This window comes from Pedobacter sp. AC212, assembly GCF_979258625.1.
Genome location: NZ_OZ409870.1, coordinates 3,904,508 through 3,925,752 on the forward strand (window position 1 = coordinate 3,904,508; position 21,245 = coordinate 3,925,752).

Below are 21,245 nucleotides of genomic sequence, written 5' to 3' on the forward strand. Positions count from 1 at the left end.
AGTAAAACAAGAACTTATATTTTCATTTAAATCAAATTATTCCATAGCCAGAAACTAAGTTTTCCTTATTTTTGTCATCATGCCGAAACTAATCAACCTAGCCGTATTTCAACGTTTTTTCCGCTCCGGACAAGTTGGCGGTTTCTTATTGCTAATTTGTGTAGCCATCTCCTTACTGATCGCCAACACAGCATCGAAGGAAAGTTTTGAAGCTTTTTTAGAAACCAAGCTCGGGTTTGGCCATGTTAATTACAGCATTCTTGCCTGGATTAATGATGCTTTAATGGCCATATTCTTTTTACTTGTGGGGCTGGAAATTAAACGTGAACTCGTAGAAGGCGAACTATCTTCATTAAAAAACGCAGCACTTCCGGTAATTGCTGCGTTAGGCGGCATGCTGGTTCCAGCTGCAATTTATGCAGTATTTAACAAAGGAGCCGAAACTGCTAGCGGTTGGGGCATCCCTATGGCCACGGACATTGCATTTGCGCTGGCCATAATAGCCATGCTTGGCAAAAACGTACCCGCTAGCTTGAAGATATTTTTAGCGGCTTTGGCTATTGTTGACGATTTAGGCGCAATCTTAGTAATTGCCATATTTTACACCAACCAAATTCATTTTGAATACTTGGCTATGGCCGGCGGAATTTTAGTATTATTAAGTTTAATGAATTATTTCGGTGTAAAAAGCCTGATCTTCTATCTTATCCCAGGAATCTTTCTTTGGTACTTTATCCACCACTCCGGCATTCATGCTACCATCGCTGGAGTACTTTTAGCATTCACCATCCCTACAAACGAAACGGATGTTTTATCTCCTTTAGAAAAGTTAGAGCACGCCTTAAGCGTTCCGGTAAATTACCTGATCATGCCAATCTTTGCCCTGGCAAACACCAACATCACCTTCGAAAAAGAGATGATTAAAGGACTAGTTTCGCCTTTAGGCCTGGGCATTATAGTGGGTTTATTTGCGGGAAAAACCATCGGCGTGACGTTATTTTCCTGGCTGGCCGTAAAACTTAACTTTGCCGATTTACCCACCGGAGCAGGCTGGAAACATGTTTTAGGTTTAGGCATGTTGGCAGGCATCGGTTTTACAATGTCGATATTTATCGCACTGTTATCTTTTAGCGATGCCTTGCATGTATCAGAAGCGAAGTTCGCCATATTAACCGCTTCGGTTTTATCAGGCGTAGTGGGTTTTGTGTTTTTGAAATCGTTGAAGAAAAGTGAAGACTAAGCCGAAGGAAATAATCAGCGTTTAAATCGCTTTAAGATCCCCGCCTACGCGAGGATGACGATTCGTAGAAAGATTTCTCAATCGAAAAGCTCATTTCGCCTGCCTGCTGCAGGCAGGAAATGACGAGTGAGCGAATGAAGTACTAAGAACTTCGACGTCTGCTATTGATCTTCCACCCGGCTATCCGGCATAGGAGACAATGAAAGGAGAAAACGTCAAAGCTTTTGCACAAACTTTCAATACCCACCTTGACAAGGCATCGCGTATTCTGCGATTCTTCATCGCAGCTTGTTATGCCGCAAATTAAGCTTTTACGAATTTATCCGACATTGGATCCAGGCCTTGATTTTTCGCTTCTTTGTTATCAAGGACAAAGAAGTAGGCCGCCGCCAATGAGGCGAAGAAAATCAAAGGCGAAGCCTTTACATCATTTTAGTATCCTTCAACTACGCTCAGGATGACGATGAAGGGACAGATTTCTCAATCGCGAAAAGCTCATTTCGCCTGCCTGCTGCAGGCAGGAAATGACGAGTGAGCGAATGAAGTACTAAGAACTTCGACGTCTGCTATTGATGTTCCACCATGCTATCTGGCATAGGAGACAATGGATAGATAAAACGTCAAAGCTTTTGCACCAACTTCCAATACCCACCTTACCAAGGCATCGCGTATTCTGCGATTCTTCATCGCAGCTTGTGATGCCGCCAATTAAGCTTTGACGAATTTATCCGACATTGTCTCCAAGCCTTGATTTTTTGCTTCTTTGTTATCAAGAACAAAGAAGGAGGCCGCCGCCGATGAGGCGAAAGAAAATCAAAGGCGAAGCCTTTGGATCGCTTTAAGATCCCCGCCTACGCGAGGATGACGATGGATAGAAAGATTTCTCAGTCGCGAAAAGCTCATTTCGCCTGCCTGCTACAGGCAGGAAATGACGGACGAGCGAGTTTATCTTAGGGTAGAAAACGTCAAAGCCTTTACATCGCTTTAAGATCCCCGCCTACGTGAGGATGAAGATGAAGAGACAGATTACTCAATCGCGAAAAGCTCATTTCGCCTACCTGCTGCAGGCAGGAAATGACGACCTAATTTATTATAAACATGCGCTGTAGCACGGAGGGTTTAATTCCACCCCCCGCCTAAAGCATGATAAATATTCACCACCGCATTTAGCTGCTGTTTCTTGGTTTCTATCAATTCCAATTTAGATTGCAACGCATCCCTTTGGGTCATCAAAACCTCGAAATAATCAGCTCTGGCCGCTCTAAATAAATCATTTGAAATCTCTATGGATTGCGTCAATGCCACAACCTGTTTTGATTTTAAATCGTAGCTTTTCTGAAGATTCGAAATATTGGAAATTTGATTTGCCACCTCGATATATCCATTTAAGATGGTTTTTTCATAATTGAAAACAGCTTGTAATTGTTTAGCATTTGCTGTTAAATACTCTGCCTTAATCGCATTGCGATTGATAAGCGGACCCGCTAAATCTCCGGCAAGGGAGTAAATCAACGATTCGGGTGTACGTAATAAATAAGAAGGATTAAATGCCTGATAACCGATGCTCGCAGAAATCCCCAATGAAGGATAGAATTGTGCCTTCGCCACTTTAACATCTAACTTTGCTGCTTCCAAATCGTATTCGGCTTGTTTAATATCAGGTCGGTTAGCCAGTAACTGAGCCGGTAAGCCCGCCTGAATAGTAGGTGGAACCAATAAACTAAAAGCATTTCGATCTCTAACAATTGGCTGTGGAAAACGGCCCAATAGATAATTGATTTTATTTTCACTTTCGGTAATATCTTGCTGAATGTCGAATTCTAAACTTTTGGAACTCAACACTTCGGCTTCAAATTTACGTACGGCAAGTTCAGTAACTCTTGTAGCTTGTTTTTGAATTTTCATCAGTTCAAGCGCATTGCTTTGAAGGGCAATATTTTGCTTAACAATTTCCAGCTGATTATCCTGTGCTAGCAATTCGTAATAGGTATTGGCTATTTCTGCAATCAAATTGGTGATGACGAAATTCTTTCCTTCAACCGTAGACAGATAGCGGTCGACTGCGGCTTTCTTGGAATTGCGAAGCTTATGCCAGATGTCGGCCTCCCAATTGGCCTGTAAACCAAATGCATAATCGGGCAGCACTTCTGGTACTCCTTTACCCGGAGTAATTTCCGTTGAGGCATCGCCGGCACCAGAACTGGTGTATCGGCCAACTTTATCTAAACCAGCACCTACCCGATAACCAACTGTAGGAAACAATTCACCTTTTTTGGCCTTAATTTCATTTTTAGCCACTTCAATCTCCTGCAGGGTGATATTTAGTTCCTGGTTATTTTTAAGGGCGGTATCGATCAGGCTTACCAGATTTGGATCGGTAAAAAAACTACGCCACTGTACCGCTCCTGTATTGGTACTATCTAAGGATGTATTAAAACTAGCCGGTGTATTTTTATTCTCATTACGTTGGGCAAAATCTGGCACTTTACAAGCGTTGTAAGTGGCAACAGTGATAGCTAACCCAAGTATTTTATAAATTTTTTGCTTAAACATTATCTTCAATTTCTTCAGTTAACGGATGTTCTTCTTCAATTTTAATTAACTTGTGTTTGGCTGCGATGGTACCGAAAATGTAGTATAATCCTGGAATTACGATCACGCCGAATATGGTTCCGAACAACATCCCTCCTGCTGCTGCAGAACCAATGGTTCTATTTCCAATTTTACCTGGGCCGGAAGCAATCATCAAAGGAATCAAACCTGCAATAAATGCAAAAGAAGTCATCAAAATAGGTCTGAAACGTACGCTTGCACCTTCCAAAGCGGCTTTCAAAACGGTTGCACCCTGACTATGCCGCTGCGTAGCAAACTCTACAATCAAGACTGCATTTTTCCCCAACAATCCGATCAGCATCACCATGGCTACCTGAGCATAAATGTTATTTTCTAACCCCAACAATTGCAGGAACAGAAACGCTCCGAAAATACCAGCAGGCAAAGATAAAATTACCGAAAGCGGCAAAATGAAGCTTTCGTATTGTGCGGCAAGGACAAGGTAAACAAAGCCTAAACAGATCAAAAAGATATACACCGCTTCATTACCTCTGGAAACCTGATCTTTGGAAATCCCAGCCCAATCGATACCGAAGCCCCTTGGAAGCGTTTTAGCAGCAACTTCAGTGATGGCATTAATTGCCTGACCCGAACTGTAGCCGGGTGCAGATTGTCCACTAATTTCGGAAGCATTGTACATATTGTGACGCGTAATTTCAGATAATCCATACACTTTTTCCATCTTCATAAAAGCCGAAAACGGAACCATTTCATCACGATCGTTTTTCACAGAAAGCTTCAAGATATCTGCTGGCAACGCTCTGTATTGTGGCAAAGCCTGAACCATCACTTTATATTGGCGGTCATATTTAATGAAACTGGTTTCGTAATTACTCCCCACGAAAGTAGAAAGGGTATTCATTGCATTATCAATCGTTACGCCCTTTTGCTGCGCTATTTCATTATCAATGTTCAACATATACTGAGGAAAACTTGCGCTGTAGAAAGTAAATACCGATGACAGTTCTTTCCTTTTATTAAGCTCTTTTACAAAATCATTTCCAACCGTTTCCATGCGTTTGTAATCGCCACTTCCCGCTTTATCTAATAAGCGAAGTTCGAACCCTCCTGCGGCTCCGTATCCTGGAACTGCCGGCGGCTGGAAAAATTCAATAGTAGCACCAGGAATAGACTTTGCTTTTTCTTCCAGTTCTTTTATAATTTCTGATGCAGAGTGTTTACGGTCATTCCAATCTTTAAGGTTGATTAAACAGGTTCCGGAATTAGAGCCAGTACCTTCCGTTAAAATTTCGTAGCCTGCCAGCGATGAAACTGATTTTACACCATCTATATCTTCACATAGTTTTTGCAGGCGTTCTGCAATCTGGTCGGTACGTTCAAGCGTTGATCCTGGTGGCGTTTGAATAATCGCATAAACCATCCCCTGATCTTCATTTGGAATAAATCCTGAAGGTACGGTTCCGCTTAGTCCCCAAATCCCAAAGCAAAAAGCCACAAGAATTCCGAAGGTTAATAACCGGCGCCCCACCACTTTGCTCAGTATAATTTCATACTTACCAGATAACTTATTGAAACCATTATTAAAGCCATCTAAAAACCGGTCAACAGCTGTTTTCTTTTTCGGTTTCCCATGGTTGTTTTTCAACATAATGGCACACAAAGCTGGTGTTAATGTTAGCGCAACAATACCCGAAAGAATAATTGCTGTTGCCATAGTGATGGAAAACTGACGGTAGAAAATACCAACCGGACCAGACATGAAAGTTACCGGGATAAACACCGAAGCCATTAAAAAAGTGATGGCGATAATAGCCCCACTGATTTCTTTCATGGCTTGTTGCGTGGCTTTTAATACCGATAAACGCCGGTCGTTTTCCATCTTCGCATGTACAGCCTCAATCACCACAATGGCATCATCTACTACCACCCCAATGGCCAAAACCAAAGCAAATAGGGTAATTAAATTGAGCGTAATGCCAAACATAGACATGAAAACAAAAGTTCCGATGAGGGAAACCGGTACCGCTATGGCCGGAATAACGGTAGAACGCCAATCTCCAAGGAATAAGAATACCACCAAACCCACTAAAATGAAGGCTTCGATTAAGGTGTGTATTACCTTTTCGATAGAGGCATCAAGAAACTTGGAAACATCATAGCTGATTTCATAATTAAATCCCTTTGGAAAAGAAGTTGACTTAATTTCAGCCATTTTGGCTTTCACATCTTTGATTACCTGACTGGCATTACTTCCATACGATTGTTTTAAAACAATCGCCGCAGATGGTCTGCCGTTCAAATTAGAATACAAATTATAGGCTGCACTGCTGAAATCAACATCAGCCACATCTTTTAAACGCAACATTTCCCCATTCGGATTTGCCCTTAAAATGATGTTTTCGTAACCCTCTTTCGTATTAAAACGGCCAGAATATTTTAACACATATTCAAAAGCTTGCGAACGCTTGCCCGAACTTTCTCCCGTTTTACCTGGTGAAGCTTCCAGACTTTGTTCATCAAGCGATTTCATCACTTCATCTACAGAGATTTTATAAGCCTGCATTCTATCGGGCTTTAACCAAATGCGCATGGCATAATCCCGATCGCCCAAAATATCAGCAAAACCTACCCCATCAATCCTTTTTAATTCGGAAAGTAAATTGATATCGGCGAAGTTGTAAAGGAAATTCTCATTCAACTTTGGATCTGTGCTATACAAATTAATGTACATCAACATATTGGATTCTTCACGACTGATCTTCACGCCTTCACGAACCACCAACGGCGGAAGTTTGTTGGTTACCGCAGCCACCCGGTTCTGCACATTTAAGGAAGCCTGATTGGGATCAGTGCCTAAATTAAATACCACCTGGATGGAAGCTTCACCATCATTACCAGCATCTGAAGCGATATATTTCATCCCCGGAACACCGTTTAAGGCTCGCTCCAACGGGATAACTACTGATTTAATTAACAACTCGTTATTTGCTCCAGGATATTCTGCCGTGATATTAACTTTCGGTGGCGAAATAGAGGGAAATTGGGTAACGGGAAGATAGGAAACCGATAATGCGCCTAGAAATAAAATAATAAGCGATACGACTATAGAAAGGACGGGCCTTTGTATGAACTTGCTAAACATAAAAAATTATTGCTGGAGTTATTCGGTTTTTAATCTTAACTGTTTGATTACCTCTTGAGGATTTTGGAATTTGAAAGTGATTTTATCATCATCTTTCACTTTTTGTACGCCTTCAAGTAAAATCTTATCTCCTATTGATAATCCGCTTCCTACCACATATAGGTCGGGCATTTCGCCGCTAATCGTGATGTTGCGTGAGTGTACCATATTGCGATTATCGACCACAAAAACATAAGTTTTATCCTGGATTTCGTAAGTGGCTTTTTGAGGAATAACCAACGCCTTTTTAAGGGGAACAACCATTTGAATTTTTCCGGTTTCCCCGTTCCGAAGCAAATTGTCAGCATTGTTAAAACGAGCCCTGAAAGCAATGTTTCCGGTTTCATTGTTAAACTCACTTTCGATAACTTCTACTTTCCCTTTGGATTTTAATAGCTCGTTATTGGCTAAAAGCAAACTCACTTCTTGCTGCGTTTTTGCTTTGGCAGCCGCCTGGTAATTTAAATATTCGGGTTCGGAAACATTGAAATAAGCAAACACCTGACTGTTATCAGACAGGCTGGTTAAGAGTGCGCCTTCATCTACAAGACTTCCCAACTTCAAGGGAATCCGATCGATGGTGCCATTAAATGGTGCCCTGATTTCGGTATTAGATAAATGATATTTCGCTAAAGACGTTTCTGCATTAGCTTGTTGCAGTTTCGCTTTAGCCATGGCAAGCTCATTTTTCGAAACCACATTTTTATCAGAAAGCAATTTGGTATTTTCTACCTCTAATTCTGCTGCTTTGGTTTCGGCCTGGGCTTTCAAAACTTCTGCCTGTGCCATCCGAGGCATAATTTTAAATAAAACCTGCCCGGCATGTACCTGCTGCCCTTCATCAACATAAATATTTTGAAGATATCCCTTTTCCTGAGCACGTACTTCAATGTTGCGAACGGATTTAATTTGCGATACATATTCCTTCGTGAAGGAAGTATCGATGGTTACCGGAGAGGTTACGGCATAAGTAATTGCTTCTTCTTTTTCTTCCTTTTGCTGATTACAACCTGCTGCAGAGAGCAAAGCACACAGGCCAAAATACATGAAACTTCTGTTCATCTTTTTACTGAATTTATCTGATTTAATTCTTTCAATAGAATTAGAAGTAGAAAATCGATATATTCAGCAATCATTACATTTACCAAATAAAGCCGACTTCCCCTTAATTCCGATGCGAAATAAGGGTAGAATTATGAAGTTATAATGAAGTTGATTTCCTGACAGATCATTTCAGCATTTAGAAGATTACTGCTGATCAGTCTTATTTAAAAACATTTTTATCTTCATGCTGTTTAATCCTCAAATCGGAACAACCATTTATGATGAATAATATACCTCTAACTGTAAAGCGATCAATAGAATTACTGGGTTTAATGGCACTTGTAGCCGTTTTAGTAATTGGTCGCGATATTATTATGCCTATTCTGATGGCATTTTTTATCAGCATTATGCTGTTACCTATTTATCGGTTCCTAAAAAGAAAAAAAGTTCCGGAAACCTTTTCAATCATCCTGCCCATTTTACTGGTTGCCATATTCGTGGCGCTCATTGTATGGTTTTTCTCCAACCAAATCGGAATATTGGTTAAAGATTTCCCTCAAATTAAAAATAACGTTACGCAGCATATTAATTCTTTAAGCGATTGGATTAGTAGAATTTCGCAATATGATGCTAAAGAACAAAAGGCCTTTATTCAGGATAAAAGTGATGACATGATGAATATGGGTACCTCATTGGCAGGTGGTGCAGCGGTTACTTTGAGCGGCATTTTCGTGTTTATCGGTCTGTTACCCATCTATATTTATCTGATGCTTTTTTATAAAGACATTTTATTGCGTTTCATCTTTATGTGGTTCAAGCCAGATCATCACCCAAAAGTGAAAGAGGCTATTTACGAAACCGAATCGATCATTAAAAGCTACCTGGTTGGTTTATTAATCCAGGTGACCTATATGACGGTTTTACTGGGTGGAATTTTAATGCTAATTGGTATTGAACACGCACTGCTCATTGGAGTAGTTTTCGCAATATTAAATTTGATTCCTTATGTGGGTGCTTTAATTGGGAATGTGATCGGTGTATTGTTAACCTTGGCTTCTTCGCAAGAATTATGGCCTGTAATTACAGTTTTGGGTGTTATCGCTGGGGTTCAGTTTTTAGATAACAATATCCTAATGCCACGAATTGTGGGTTCAAAAGTTAAAATTAATGCCTTATTCTCTATTCTTGGAGTATTTATTGGAGGTAGCGTTGCTGGAATCTCCGGGATGTTCTTAGCTTTACCAATTGTTGCGGTATTGAAAATTATTTTCGATCGTACAGAAATGTTTAAACAATGGGGTGTTTTATTGGGCGATGAACGTCCTGCCAGAAGCCCGATGACGTTTCCATCTTTCCGGAAAAAGAAACCCGTTCCGGTTAAAGGCGGCACAGAAAAAGAATAGTTAACAATTATTATAAATGAGAAAATTAAGTACAATCCTATGCGTGAGCACTATGATATTAGCCGCTTGCAGTTCTTCCAATCAACAGTCTGATCAGAAGAAAACAGACACCATGACTGTAAATGAAACAGCCAATACTCCGGCAGATGCGATAACCGGAAAAATGGCACTTTTATCGACATCAAAAATCGGTCAGCCGATTAATATAAAATTTACCGTTTACAACAATGCAGATACCGCTGCAAAATTCTGTAAATGGCATACCCCTTTCGAAAACCTGATGAGTAAATATGTTGATGTTACCATGGAAGATGGAACGGAGGCAGCATATAAAGGTGCGATGGCCAAAAGGGTAATGCCACCTCCGGCTGATAGTTACATCACTTTAAAACCTGGTGATAGCACCAGTGTCGATTTCGACTTAAATAATGCTTTTACCATTGACAAAAGCGGTAAGTACACCGTTAAATATAATTCGGCTAATATCAGTGGGATAGTGATTAAAGACAGTTTACAACTCAACATTGTAAAATAATTTTAATTCGTTGTAATTAAAACCATTGCTGTTAGTCAAATGTTATATTGATAAATTAAATCGAAAATAAAATGGGACTATTAAAAACAGCGATAATTGGTGCCGCAGTATATGCAGGCTTTAAATATGTGACGAAAAAGGATCCAATTACAGGTAAATCTATTGTAGATGACTTGAAAGATCAGGCACCTGAATGGGTAGAAAAAGCAAAAGGCTACAAACGTGAATTCGAAACACGTGCAGATTATGCTAAAGAAGATCTTGGGATCTAGTTATTAGTCATTAGGATGAAATGCAAAAAGCACCGCTGGTTTAGCCAAGCGGTGCTTTTTTTTTAAATCTTCTTTTTATTAGCAGGTTTCCGCTCCTCCAGATAGTAATGCCAAATCATCATTAATCCTACGGTGCGAAAAGGTTTCCAGTCTGCTATCACATTTAACAACTCATCTTTAGTTGTATCTTTTGAGAGTTTCTTTAAACTTTTCAAAGCATTGACTGCAGCTAAATCACCAGTAGGAAAAACATCGGTATGATGCAAAATGAAAATCAGATAAATATCTACAGTCCAATCGCCTATACCTTTGACTTTTTTCAGCTGATCTCTAATTTCTTCATCAGGAAGTTTTTCTAATTGTGAAAGATCCAACTGGCCGCTACCAATCTTTTCGGCAAGATCACGTACATAAACGGTCTTCTGCCGACTGAAATAACAAGCCTTCAATTCCTGGTCGTTGAGTTTAAGGAAATTCGCAGGAGTGATTGCCCCTATTTTAGCTTTAAGCTTTTGCATAGCCGCAAGCGCAGACGCCAAAGATACCTGCTGCTCTAAAATAATATGAGCCAACGATTCAAAAGTGTTGGGCCTCGTCCAAAAGGGTGGATAACCATATTTTGCTAAAACGTTGGCCAATTCCTCATCTTTGCTGGCCAGGTAGTCGCACAACTCATAAAAATTATGTTGATTAAAAGTTTCGAACATAAAGCAAATTACCGCAAAAGAATATCATACGCAAACCTCAATATCGTCCCGAAAACTACAATTAAGAAAAATATGCGTACAAATTTATTTCCTTTTAGCAACGCCAGCTTTGTGCCAAAATAAGCACCGCCCAAATTAAAAATAGCCATTGGTATGGCATATTGAAAGAGGATATGACCGGTAGAACTAAAATAAATTATAGCCGCCAAATTGGTTGCAATATTTACAATCTTGGCATGAGCACTGGCGCCAATAAAATCAAAACCTAAAACTGCAATAAAAACCAAAATCAAGAAAGAACCTGTGCCAGGGCCAATTAAACCATCATAAAAGCCAATAAGCAACCCAAAAATAGCTGCCATTAAAACCTGCTGTTTAACAGTATGGTTTTTCTCCTGATGGATACCAAATTGTTTGTTAAAATAGGTATATAGTGCAACAAGAACCAGCACCACCAAAATAATGGGTTTGATAACCGAATTATCAATCCGGCTGACTAAAAAGGCCCCAAGCAGTGCGGCAAAAAAAGCAGTGCTAGCACAGGCCGCCAATACTTTCAAATTAAATTTTACCTGTTTTGAATACTTGAAAGCTGCTAAAGTGGTGCCTGCGATCGATGGAATTTTAGTTGTTCCGAGTAATGTAGCTACAGGATAATGGGGCAAAATAAGTAAGGTAGCTGGAGTTTGTAATAACCCACCGCCACCTACAATAGCATCTATAAACCCTGCTGCAAAAGCAACCAGGCAAAGCAATACCAGTTCATTAATCATTGATCAGGATTAAGGGATTTAAGGATTTTAAGATCATATTGCTTATTGATTCTTATATCTCAATTTCCAATTCCCTATTTTCTATTTCTTAATTTTATTCCCTATTTCCCATTCTCAATTCCCTGTTCTCTATTTACTTACCTACATTCTTTCCGGCGAAGTAATCCCTAAAATCAGCATCCCTGAATGAATAATATCAGCTGTTTTCTTGCTTAAGTTCAAACGGAATTGTTTAGTTTCTCCTGCTTCGGTTTTAACAATTGGAGGCACTTCGTGATAAAATTTGTTAAATAACTTCGCCAGTTCATATAAATAATTAGCCAAACTCGCCGGACTATAAGCTTTAGCAGCAATCTCAATTTCTGCCGGATATTTTGCCAACAAAAGAATCATTTCCAATTCCACAGGCAACATTTCTCCATACTTCGGGCTTGCTGACTTAGCGGCATATTCTGCTTTAGCTAGTAAAGATTTAATCCTCGCATGCGTATATTGAATAAATGGACCAGTATTTCCCTGGAAATCGATACTTTCCGCAGGATTAAATAATAAGCGCTTTTTAGGTTCTACTTTTAGAAGGAAATATTTTAAGGCGCCTAAACCAATATTCTGATATAAAGACGCCTTATCTTCTTCACTGAAATCATTTGTTTTACCCAGTTCTTCGGTCTTTTCGCGAGCAGTGGTCACCATGCTTTCAATTAATTCATCAGCATCCACCACCGTTCCCTCACGACTTTTCATTTTACCGTTTGGTAAGTCGACCATACCGTACGATAGGTGATAAAGCCCCTTAGCCCAGCTTTTACCTAATTTCTCCAAGATTAAAAATAATACCTTAAAGTGATAATCCTGCTCATTACCAACCACATAAATCGACTCATCCATATTGAAATCGTCGTGTTTCATCTCTGCAGTTCCTAAATCCTGGGTAATGTAAACAGAAGTCCCATCAGCACGTAAAACCAATTTCTGATCTAAACCATCAGCCGTTAAATCAATCCAAACTGAACCATCTTCTTTCTTGAAGAAAACACCTTTCGCCAGTCCTTCATCAACGGTATCTTTCCCTAAAAGATAGGTATTACTTTCGTAATAAAACTTGTCGAAATCTACACCAAGGTTTTTATAAGTTACGTTGAAGCCTGCATAAACCCACTCGTTCATGGTTTTCCAAAGTGTAACCACCGCCTCATCGCCTTGCTCCCATTTCAAAAGCATTTGTTGTGCTTCTTTAATCAATGGTGCATTTTTCTTCGCCTCTTCCTCGGTTTGTCCTTCTGCTTTTAAAGCTTCAATTTCTTTTTTGTATTCCTTATCGAAAATCACATAGTATTTTCCGACTAAATGATCGCCCTTTAAACCAGAACTTTCAGGCGTTTCTCCATCACCCCATTTTTGCCAGGCCAGCATTGATTTGCAAATGTGAATGCCGCGATCGTTAACCAGGTTAACTTTTACTACATCGTAACCATAGGCTTTTAGCAATTCGGAAACCGAATAACCCAATAAATTATTACGAACATGCCCCAGGTGAAGTGGCTTATTGGTATTTGGCGAAGAATATTCTACCATTACCTTTTTACCATTAGATGGATAAACGCCAAAATCAGGCGCTAAAATTTCATTATTAAACTGATTTAAAAAGTAGCTTTCAGCGATGCTTAAATTCAGAAAACCCTTCACCACGTTAAATTTGGTTACATTTTCTACGTTAGCCACCAGATATTCACCAATTTCGTTAGCAGTTTGCTCAGGCGATTTTTTAGATATCTTAGTAATCGGAAAAACAACTATGGTTACCTGGCCTTCAAATTCTTTGCGGGTTTCTTGTATATTGATCAGGCTTTCAGCAACTTCTTCCTTGTAAAGTTCAAGGATGGCTTTCTGCGCTTCGGAAATAATAAAATTCATGGCGTAAAAATAGGTATTAAAGCGGAAAGCTGAAAGACCAAAGCAGAAAGCATTGTGTGAGAAAATATTTTTAAAAATTTGGAAAGGTGCTATTCTGCTAATCGGTTAACACAGCCCTCCTTTTCCTTGGTCGTCCGGCAGGCGGGCGCTGTAGTCCCGATTGATTTCGATAAAAAATCGAAAATCGGGAGCTGCCGCTGCAATGAGGTTTTAGCTGTCAGGTTTTCGCAAGAAACAATCTTCTCTATGGAAGCGGCTACCAAATCTCTCCTCTCCATTCTCATATCTAAATTTTTCTAATAGATTTGCAATAACTAACTTATTTATGAGCGAGCAGAATCCAAATTTTAAAGTGAGCGTGAATACCGAAATCGGCAGATTGCGTAAATTGTTAATTCATAGTCCAGATAGCGGATTGGGAAAAGTGGTTCCATCGAAAGCGCAAGATTGGCTTTTTGAAGATATTGTCCACCTCGATACCATCCGAAAGGGCGAATACGACTACTACATTAAACTCCTGATGTATTTCTTAGATCCTGAAAAAATCAAGGGAAAGCTCGCTCTAATAGATTCGGAAGAAGGAAACAGAAATTTTTACAAACCCAACCATCCCGATTTTCACAACTCAAATTCAGTAATAGAAATTCAAAATCTATTAAGTGAAATGTTGGAAAACGAATCTATCCGCAAAAAATTAGTGGCTGCTGTTTGTGCCATTGAAGGTTGTACTTATAAGGTGCAAATGCAATTAACCAATACTGATCCGAAGGAACTGGCGGAGATTTTTATTTCCGGAACTTTGGCCAACGACACGATGATTTTTGCGCCAATTCCGAACTTGATTTTCACTCGAGATGTAGGTACAACGATCAATAACCACATTTTATTAAACAAACCGGCAAAAAAAGCCCGCGTTCGTGAAACGCTTTTAATGCGTTATATTTTCTTCAACCATCCCTTATTTGCCGACTATCAAAATAAGGTTCTCGAAATTCCTGATGTTACCATGCATTTCCTGCGTCCGGGCGATGAACCCGCTTTTAGCACTACCCTGGAGGGTGGCGATGTGATGATGGTGAGTGAAAACCATGTGTTGATCGGTTGCAGCGAGCGTACCTCTGAGCATGGCGCAAACGAGGCGATAAAATTATTGTTTGATAATGATGTAGTAGAAAAAGTGACGGTGGTAAAAATCCCAAGCAAACGCGATTACATGCACTTAGACACCGTTTTTACGCAAGTTAAACGCAATACCTGGGTTATCCTGAACTCTATTGCCCATTCACCAAAATACAATCCATACGAACCGATAAATTTTTTAAAGGAGCCCGAAAAATTGGAAGCCACAACTGCTATCCAGTTCACAAAAGCAAATCCACAGGAGCCAAAACACTTTGAACACGTGGAAGCTTTGTTGAATGATATTAGTCAGAACGATTTAAAGAGCAGTGAGCCAACCAAAATTATTTATAGCGGCAATAACCAATTCCCATACGATTCCAGAGAGCAATGGACGGATTCCTGTAATCTGCTGGCCATAAAAGAAGGTGTTGTTTTGGGTTACGATAGAAACGATAAAACTGTAGAAGCATTTAAAGCTGCTGGTTTTGATGTAGTTGATGTGAAAGATCTGATTCAGGATTTGGAAAGTGGAAAAGTAAATGCAGAAACTATCACCGATACTTTAATTTTAATGCCATCTGCAGAACTTTCTCGTGCCCGTGGAGGTTTCCACTGTATGAGTTTACCGATATTGAGAGACCGTTTAAGTTGAAAGTAAAAAGTTCAAAGTAAAACACTACGTCGAGATTCTTTAAACTTTTAACTTTACAATTTAACTCCTATGCAGACAACCAATCACCTCCTAATGATTCGCCCGGTTGATTTTAAATTCAATGAGCAAACTGCGGGCAATAATAAATTTCAGGTAGCCTCAACTGAAAGTGATGTACAAAGCCAGGCTTTAAAAGAGTTTGATGGTTTTGTAGATCTGTTGAGAAAAAACGATGTTGATGTTACCGTTGTAGATGATAGTTTGCAACCTGAAACACCTGATTCTATCTTCCCTAATAATTGGGTTTCTTTTCATGATGATGGTACGATTTATCTTTATCCAATGTTTTCTGAAAACCGGAGATTGGAGCGCAGAAAAGAAATATTAGATGGCTTGACAGAAAAATTTCAGGTAAATAATGTAAATGATTTAAGTTTCTACGAAACTGCGAATATTTTTCTTGAGGGTACAGGTAGCATGGTTTTGGATCGTGCTAACAAAATTGCATACGCTTGCCTGAGCATTCGTACGGAAGTAGAAGCATTTAACAATTTTTGTCAGTTAGCTGGGTATAAATCAGTTATATTTAACGCTCTTGATTCGAGCGGATTTCCGATATACCATACCAACGTAATGATGTGCATTGGAGATCGTTTCGCTGTTATTTGCTTTGATTCAATTGCAAATTTGTATGAACGCGATTTTGTACGCAAAGTACTCACATTAACTAACAAGGAAATTATTACCATTAGTTATGATCAAATGAATCACTTTGCTGGAAACATGTTACAGGTATCTAACGCACAAGGCGAAAGTCTATTGGTAATGTCAGAGCAAGCCTATTTGTCATTAACAAAGGATCAAATCAGTGCCTTAGAAAAATACTCCCGAATTATTTATGCACCGATATACACCATTGAAAAAAATGGTGGCGGCAGCGCAAGGTGTATGTTAGCAGAAATTCATTTACCGGAGAAATCACAATAGGTTTTCCGCTTAATTCATTTCCCGCTCACCTCCACGTCATTGCGAGGTACGAAGCAATCATAATGCGACAAAAGGCAAACTTGTTGTTATAAGATTGCTTCGTTCCTCGCAATGACGACCGCCTTAAACTATAGCTTATTTTCGCATGATTATCTCCCGCTGATTACGGAGATTTACGCAGATCACTGTATTATCTGCGTAAATCATTTTAATCTGCGGGCTAATCTCACCTCCACATCATTGCGAGGTACGAAGCAATCCCAATGCGACAGAAAGGCAAACCATAGTTGTAAGATTGCTTCGTACCTCGCAATGACGACCGCCTTAAACTAAAATTAATTTTCGCTTAATTCATTTCCCGCTCACCTCCACGTCATTGCGAGGCACGAAGCAATCCCAATGCGACAGAAAGGCAAACCATAGTTGTAAGATTGCTTCGTACCTCGCAATGACGACCGCCTTAAACTATAATTAATTTTCGCTTAATTTATTTCCCGTTGATTACGGAGATTTACGCAGATCGCTGTATTATCTGCGTAAATTATTTAAATCTGCGGGCTAATCTCTAACCTACACGTCATTGCGAGGTACGAAGCAATCCCAATGCGACAGAAAGACAAAACTTTAGTTGTAAGATTGCTTCGTACCTCGCAATGACGACCGCATTTAAAACGCTATCAGCTGGTGTCTTCACCAGCCGAAATACAATGCAGTTCATACCACAATTTATTACAGATAGTTTTAGTACTTTCGCCGAAAATTTAAAATCAATATGTCTTTAGCACAAGAATTACAAACCCGCTCGGGAAACAAATGCGAACTTTGCACATCAGAAAGCAGTTTAAGTGTTTATGAGGTTCCTCCAACGAGCAATGCCAATAGCGATAACAGCATTTTAGTTTGTAAAACCTGTCTAAATCAAATTGAAAAAACAGAACAGTTAGATGCCAACCATTGGAAAATACTCACGGAAACCATGTGGTCAGAATTTGCACCTGTGCAAGTGGTGGCGTGGAGAATGCTAAGCAGATTAAGAAATGAAGGCTGGGCATCAGATAGTTTGGATATCTTGTACCTGGAAGATGAGACGTTGGAGTGGGCGAAAAAAACAGGCGATCATGAAATGGATGGAACGGTCGAATTTCATCAGGATAGCAATGGAACTCGTTTACACGAAGGCGATACCGTTGTTCTGGTTAAAACTTTGGATGTTAAAGGCTCAACCTTGAGTGCAAAATTAGGCACAGTTGTGAAGAACATCCGTTTGGTTCATGATAATACCGAACAAATTGAAGGGAAAGTTGAAGGCCAAACCATTGTGATTTTGACTAAATACTTAAGAAAAGGCTAGTCAATCGGCATCAAATTACAATGATGAGTTCGCTATAAACTCAAGAATGTATTTGTACAAATCATTGCCGCCAAATATCATCTGACTAATCATTGGAACGTGGCTTTTGCCTTTAATTTCCTTCATTTCTACAGAAACATTGTTGGCTTTTAATTTTTGGCAAAGTCTCGGCGTTTGAATCTTTATGGCATTGTAAGTTTTTCCGCCGTATAAAAGTAAATGTGGGTTTTTAATATTATTCACGTAGTTTAAAGGAGACGCCGACTTCCAAACCGCGGGTTTGTCGGTAAATGTTCTCAAAAAATCGAAGTAATAATCATCCTTTTCAGCTTCGGTTAAATATTCAAAAATATCGAGTCCGAAGGGATCGTTCAAAATCACCCCCTTAATTGGATTTTTGATTCCAGCATGTTGAAAATATTGTGGATCTGAATTAATCAGTTCGCCTAAGTGGGCACCAGCAGAATGGCCCATTACAAAGATATTCTCTTCACTCGCGGAATATCGAGATATATTTTGCTTCACCCATTTCACAGCCAAAGCACAGTCATTAGCCATTTTTTGATATTGCGCTTCAGGTGCTAAAGGATAATTAATAATGACCGTAACCACTCCTTTTCTAGCGAAATTTCTACCAAGCCACCAATACGTTTCCTTTTTTCCACTGCTCCAAGATCCGCCATGTATGAAGATTAAAACAGGCTTATTTTTAACATTGTCATTTTTGTAAAAGACATTTAGCGTATTATTTTCTTCAGCATTGCCAGCATAATTAATGTTTTTTGCTGTCTTTATTTGTGCTGAAGCTATAACGGCTTGAAACAAGAGCATTAGTAAAATGAAGTATTTTGTCATGTCGAAAACGATCTAACGATTCAATGGTGAATAAACGAAATTGTTGTTCATACAGATTTATTCTCGATAGAAAAAGGGAATAAGGAAATGAGGAATAGATTAGGTTTTCAAGTCGAGTTGTGCATTATTTTGGAGCCATTAACTATTTCCTATTAGCCATTTGCTATTTCTTATTCACTATTTCCTATTCCCTTTGCTCCCATTCCCTACGCACCCATCCGCGATTAAGCCTTAATCAACGGATTTTTCTCTTTCGCAAACAAATCAAAAACCTTTTTATCTACAAAAGCCGGGAACAACTTGTTCATCCATACCGCTAACTTACCTTGACCAGTCATTACTAGTGTTCGTTTGCGTTTTTCAATTCCATCAGCAATCATGCTTGCTACTTCTTCAGAAGTCATCATTTTGCCTTCATCCATGCTCGTTTCACCATGGGCGGCTCCATCTTTTGATAAGGCCGTTACACGAATATTGGAAGCTGTAAATCCCGGGCAGGCCACTAAAACATTTACACCGGTTTTTAAAAGTTCGGTACGCAAAGATTCCATGAAACCATTCATAGCGAATTTTGATGCCGAATAACCTGTTCTTCCTGGTAAACCGCGATAGCCTGCTATTGATGAAATGCCAACAACGATTCCTTTCGTTTTCAAGATCTCTGGCAGCGCATATTTTGTACAATAAACCGTACCCCAAAAATTAACATCCATTAAATTTTTCAGTACCGATAAATCTAAATCATTAAATAAAGCACGCATAGATAAGCCTGCATTGTTTACCAAAATATCGATTCTTTGAAAAGAAACCAGCGTTTGTTTAATAATCAGTTCGCAATCGGCTTCTTTACTTACATCCGCCTGTACGGCAACCGCTCTAATGCCATATTTTTTTTCTAGCTCTGCTGTGATTTCGCAAAGCGTAACATATTGGCGGGCTGCTAAAACCAGGTTTGCGCCACGTTTAGCAAATTCTTCAGCACAAGCCTTTCCAATTCCGCTCGATGCGCCTGTAATGATGATTACTTTATCTTTTAGGTTCATATTAGTATCTAGTATAGGGACTCAAGTATTAAGACTTGACACCTTCTAATTCATTTTAAAATAATGGGTTGCCTCGGCCACTTTATCCGTGTTGATGATATCTGCGCCCAATTCACGAAGCATTTTCCAAGAAGTTTCATTATCAGGAGCGCCCCAAAAGCGAAAAGGTAATCCTAATTTATGAGCATTATCAATCGATAATTTCAATTTCGCTTTGTCTGCTTCTGAAATCTCTCCCACTCCTTTCCACTTCGAATATTTCGCAAAATTATCGCTGATCATTACTATTTTCTGTAAATCTGAGGCAGAGTAGTCAACATTTGGCAATCCATCAAAGTATAAATTGGCCCAGTCGAAATTACTTTCCGGACGATTACCGGTGATGACCACAGCAGAATTTCTTCCCTGCCTGCCGAAAACTTTTTGATATTTTTTTAGCGTCTTGAGTAAAGCTTTGGAAGTTAAATTCCAGTCATCTTTAATATCAATTACCAGATGGATCGTGTAATAATCTTTCGTTTTGGAAAACCTGGAAAGCGGCTTGAGATATAAATTTTCTAAAGTATTACCAGCTCTAATTTCTTTCTTGCTATGCGCCACCATTAATGAATCGCCTATCAGGAACACATCAGCCTCAATCGAAAACGCTTTATTTTCAATGGCCTCAAAAAAAGGACGTTTGTGCGTGTAATCATTATGAGAATGGATTTTAACTTGTGCCATAACAGCAAAATTGAATCCGATGGCTACCAATAAAATAATAAACTGTTTTGCCATTATTTCATCATTGCAGTTTCATAAGGCACACGGGTAATAATCGATCGGCCTAAAGTAATCTCATCTGTATATTCTAATTCCCCACCAAAAGCAATGCCTCTGGCAATTGTAGTTACAGGGACGTTAAAATCCTTTAATCTTTTGTAAAGATAAAAAAGTGTCGTGTCGCCTTCCATATTCGGACTCAGTGCCAATATTACCTCCTTAATATCACCAGTAGAAACTCTTTGCACTAACCCATCAATGTATAAATCTGTTGGTCCGATACCGTCCATAGGAGAAATTAAACCGCCCAAAACATGGTAAACACCGAAATATTGCCCGGTATTTTCAATTGCCATCACATCCCTGGTGTCTTCTACAACACAAATCGTTTCCTTATCACGCTTGTGCGAAGTACAAATTTCGCAAATCGTATGATCGGAAATGTTATAGCAAATGCTGCAGTTTTTAATTTCCTGCTTAAGCTTAATTAATGTGTTTCCAAACTGGTTAACCTCCTCCTGTTCCTTATTTAAAAGGTGCAAAACCAATCTCAACGCCGTCTTTTGCCCAACACCCGGTAATTTCGAGAATTCGTTTACCGCATCTTCAAGCAGTTTGGATGAAAAATTCATGCACAAAAATATACAAAATCGTTGATAAAAAATGTTGTCAAAAGCAAGACAAATTTATTTTTTTGGAAATCAATACCAGTAGTTCTTAGGCTCCATCAGTCCTGCCATTTGCTGCAATCTTTTTCTTGCAAAGTTACTAACTCTAAATATCTGGTTGCTTAGTAGAGTTAGTAACTTTAAAAGCAACCAAAAGGATTT

Annotated in this window: 17 protein-coding genes; 7 read left to right on the forward strand and 10 right to left on the reverse strand. The window is 39.3% G+C overall.

What is annotated here, in order from left to right:
- Positions 1 to 79 precede the first annotated feature (79 nt).
- Positions 80 to 1,240, forward strand: a complete 1,161-nt coding sequence (gene nhaA, locus ACZZZC_RS16550; protein WP_463487706.1) for a Na+/H+ antiporter NhaA — start codon at positions 80 to 82, stop codon at positions 1,238 to 1,240.
- Between the two features lie 1,119 nt (positions 1,241 to 2,359).
- Here the strand turns inward: nhaA and ACZZZC_RS16555 are convergent.
- From ACZZZC_RS16555 to ACZZZC_RS16565, 3 genes are read right to left on the reverse strand one after another with little or no spacing between them, the layout of a single operon-like run.
- On the reverse strand, positions 2,360 to 3,793 hold the full coding sequence (locus tag ACZZZC_RS16555) for a TolC family protein (protein ID WP_463487707.1): 1,434 nt from the start codon (positions 3,791 to 3,793) through the stop codon (positions 2,360 to 2,362).
- The gene (locus ACZZZC_RS16560) at positions 3,786 to 6,956 is read right to left on the reverse strand and encodes an efflux RND transporter permease subunit (RefSeq protein ID WP_463487708.1); all 3,171 of its coding nucleotides are present in this window, start codon (positions 6,954 to 6,956) and stop codon (positions 3,786 to 3,788) included. Before ACZZZC_RS16560 ends, ACZZZC_RS16555 begins: the two co-directional genes overlap by 8 nt.
- Before the next feature lie 18 nt (positions 6,957 to 6,974).
- Positions 6,975 to 8,057 (reverse strand): efflux RND transporter periplasmic adaptor subunit, encoded by a 1,083-nt coding sequence (locus ACZZZC_RS16565; protein WP_463487709.1) that lies wholly within the window; start codon positions 8,055 to 8,057, stop codon positions 6,975 to 6,977.
- Positions 8,058 to 8,317: 260 nt separating this feature from the next.
- Here ACZZZC_RS16565 and ACZZZC_RS16570 point away from each other — a divergent pair, with 260 nt between their 5' ends.
- The 3 genes from ACZZZC_RS16570 to ACZZZC_RS16580 all read left to right on the forward strand — a co-directional run bounded on the left by ACZZZC_RS16570 (position 8,318) and on the right by ACZZZC_RS16580 (position 10,249).
- The gene (locus ACZZZC_RS16570; RefSeq protein ID WP_463483166.1) at positions 8,318 to 9,442 is read left to right on the forward strand and encodes an AI-2E family transporter; all 1,125 of its coding nucleotides are present in this window, start codon (positions 8,318 to 8,320) and stop codon (positions 9,440 to 9,442) included.
- A gap of 16 nt (positions 9,443 to 9,458) precedes the next feature.
- A complete protein-coding gene (locus ACZZZC_RS16575; RefSeq protein ID WP_463487710.1) occupies positions 9,459 to 9,977 on the forward strand; it encodes a protease in 519 nt (172 codons plus the stop codon).
- Positions 9,978 to 10,048: 71 nt separating this feature from the next.
- The gene (locus ACZZZC_RS16580) at positions 10,049 to 10,249 is read left to right on the forward strand and encodes a hypothetical protein (RefSeq protein WP_056849847.1); all 201 of its coding nucleotides are present in this window, start codon (positions 10,049 to 10,051) and stop codon (positions 10,247 to 10,249) included.
- 62 nt (positions 10,250 to 10,311) lie between these two features.
- Here the strand turns inward: ACZZZC_RS16580 and ACZZZC_RS16585 are convergent, their stop codons facing one another.
- The 3 genes from ACZZZC_RS16585 to argS all read right to left on the reverse strand — a co-directional run bounded on the left by ACZZZC_RS16585 (position 10,312) and on the right by argS (position 13,643).
- Positions 10,312 to 10,956, reverse strand: coding sequence for a DNA-3-methyladenine glycosylase family protein (locus ACZZZC_RS16585; protein WP_463487711.1), 645 nt, complete (start codon positions 10,954 to 10,956; stop codon positions 10,312 to 10,314).
- An 8-nt stretch (positions 10,957 to 10,964) separates the two neighbouring features.
- The gene (locus ACZZZC_RS16590) at positions 10,965 to 11,729 is read right to left on the reverse strand and encodes a sulfite exporter TauE/SafE family protein (RefSeq protein ID WP_463487712.1); all 765 of its coding nucleotides are present in this window, start codon (positions 11,727 to 11,729) and stop codon (positions 10,965 to 10,967) included.
- 141 nt (positions 11,730 to 11,870) lie between these two features.
- Complete coding sequence (gene argS, locus ACZZZC_RS16595; RefSeq protein ID WP_463487713.1) at positions 11,871 to 13,643, reverse strand: arginine--tRNA ligase; 1,773 nt, start codon at positions 13,641 to 13,643, stop codon at positions 11,871 to 11,873.
- 325 nt (positions 13,644 to 13,968) lie between these two features.
- Here argS and ACZZZC_RS16600 point away from each other — a divergent pair, with 325 nt between their 5' ends.
- From ACZZZC_RS16600 to ACZZZC_RS16610, 3 genes are all read left to right on the forward strand, one after another.
- Positions 13,969 to 15,417, forward strand: a complete 1,449-nt coding sequence (locus ACZZZC_RS16600; RefSeq protein ID WP_463487714.1) for an arginine deiminase family protein — start codon at positions 13,969 to 13,971, stop codon at positions 15,415 to 15,417.
- A 69-nt stretch (positions 15,418 to 15,486) separates the two neighbouring features.
- On the forward strand, positions 15,487 to 16,404 hold the full coding sequence (gene ctlX, locus ACZZZC_RS16605) for a citrulline utilization hydrolase CtlX (RefSeq protein WP_463487715.1): 918 nt from the start codon (positions 15,487 to 15,489) through the stop codon (positions 16,402 to 16,404).
- 772 nt (positions 16,405 to 17,176) lie between these two features.
- Positions 17,177 to 17,755, forward strand: a complete 579-nt coding sequence (locus tag ACZZZC_RS16610) for a PhnA domain-containing protein (protein WP_463487716.1) — start codon at positions 17,177 to 17,179, stop codon at positions 17,753 to 17,755.
- A gap of 15 nt (positions 17,756 to 17,770) precedes the next feature.
- On the opposite strand, the gene ACZZZC_RS16615 is transcribed toward ACZZZC_RS16610, so the two are convergent.
- The 4 genes from ACZZZC_RS16615 to recR form a co-directional block, all read right to left on the reverse strand.
- A complete protein-coding gene (locus ACZZZC_RS16615) occupies positions 17,771 to 18,610 on the reverse strand; it encodes an alpha/beta hydrolase (protein ID WP_463487717.1) in 840 nt (279 codons plus the stop codon).
- Positions 18,611 to 18,834: 224 nt separating this feature from the next.
- Positions 18,835 to 19,653, reverse strand: a complete 819-nt coding sequence (locus tag ACZZZC_RS16620) for an SDR family oxidoreductase (RefSeq protein ID WP_463487718.1) — start codon at positions 19,651 to 19,653, stop codon at positions 18,835 to 18,837.
- A gap of 45 nt (positions 19,654 to 19,698) precedes the next feature.
- Positions 19,699 to 20,430 carry a phosphatidylinositol-specific phospholipase C/glycerophosphodiester phosphodiesterase family protein gene (locus ACZZZC_RS16625; protein ID WP_463487719.1) on the reverse strand — a complete coding sequence of 244 codons (732 nt, stop codon included), beginning with the start codon at positions 20,428 to 20,430 and terminating at the stop codon, positions 19,699 to 19,701.
- Positions 20,430 to 21,047: a recombination mediator RecR gene (gene recR / locus ACZZZC_RS16630; RefSeq protein ID WP_463487720.1), complete on the reverse strand. Its 618-nt coding sequence runs from the start codon at positions 21,045 to 21,047 to the stop codon at positions 20,430 to 20,432. The genes ACZZZC_RS16625 and recR overlap by 1 nt, the downstream gene beginning before the upstream one ends.
- Positions 21,048 to 21,245 lie beyond the last annotated feature (198 nt).